Annotated in this window: 2 protein-coding genes; both read left to right on the forward strand. The window is 72.4% G+C overall.

Annotated elements, in window-relative coordinates; genetic code table 11:
* Positions 1–105, forward strand: a 105-nt coding sequence (locus G3I71_RS45820) for a hypothetical protein (RefSeq protein ID WP_164324869.1), incomplete at its 5' end; no start/stop codon positions are given.
* 23 nt (positions 106–128) lie between these two features.
* On the forward strand, positions 129–557 hold the full coding sequence (locus tag G3I71_RS45825; protein WP_343243290.1) for a DUF3817 domain-containing protein: 429 nt from the start codon (positions 129–131) through the stop codon (positions 555–557).
* Positions 558–587 lie beyond the last annotated feature (30 nt).

Below are 587 nucleotides of genomic sequence, written 5' to 3' on the forward strand. Positions count from 1 at the left end.
GTGCTCGCGACGATCTCCACGCGCATCACCAACGAGGTGCCCGAGGTCAACCGCGTCGTGCTCGACGTCACGAGCAAGCCGCCGGGCACGATCGAGTGGGAGTGACCGGCGACGACGAGAGGACCAGCGTGAGCACCGAGGCGAACGGCCCCGTCCCGACCACCGCCGCGGCGCCCGCGCCCGAGGTGGCCGCGTGGGCCCGCAAGGCCCGCGGCTCGCTGCGGCGCTACCGCGTCATGGCGTGGGTCACGGGCGTGATGCTGCTGCTGCTGTGCGTCGAGATGGTCCTCAAGTACGTCCTGCAGGTCCCCGGGTTCAACGTCGAGGGCGACCCGCGGTCCGAGGCCGCGCGGATCATCGCGATGGTGCACGGCTGGGTGTACGTCGTGTACCTCGTCACGGTCTTCGACCTGTGGTCGACGCTGCGCTGGCGGCTCGGGCGGCTCGTGACGATGGCGCTCGCGGGCGTCGTGCCGGTCATGTCGTTCGTGCTCGAGCGCCGCGTGCACCGCGACGCGGCGGCGCGCATCGACGCCGTCGTCCCCGCGGAGGCCTGACCGGCGTGCGGGTCGTCCACGTCTCGGACT

This window comes from Streptomyces sp. SID12501, assembly GCF_010550245.1.
Classification (GTDB): Bacteria; Actinomycetota; Actinomycetes; order Streptomycetales; family Streptomycetaceae; genus Streptomyces.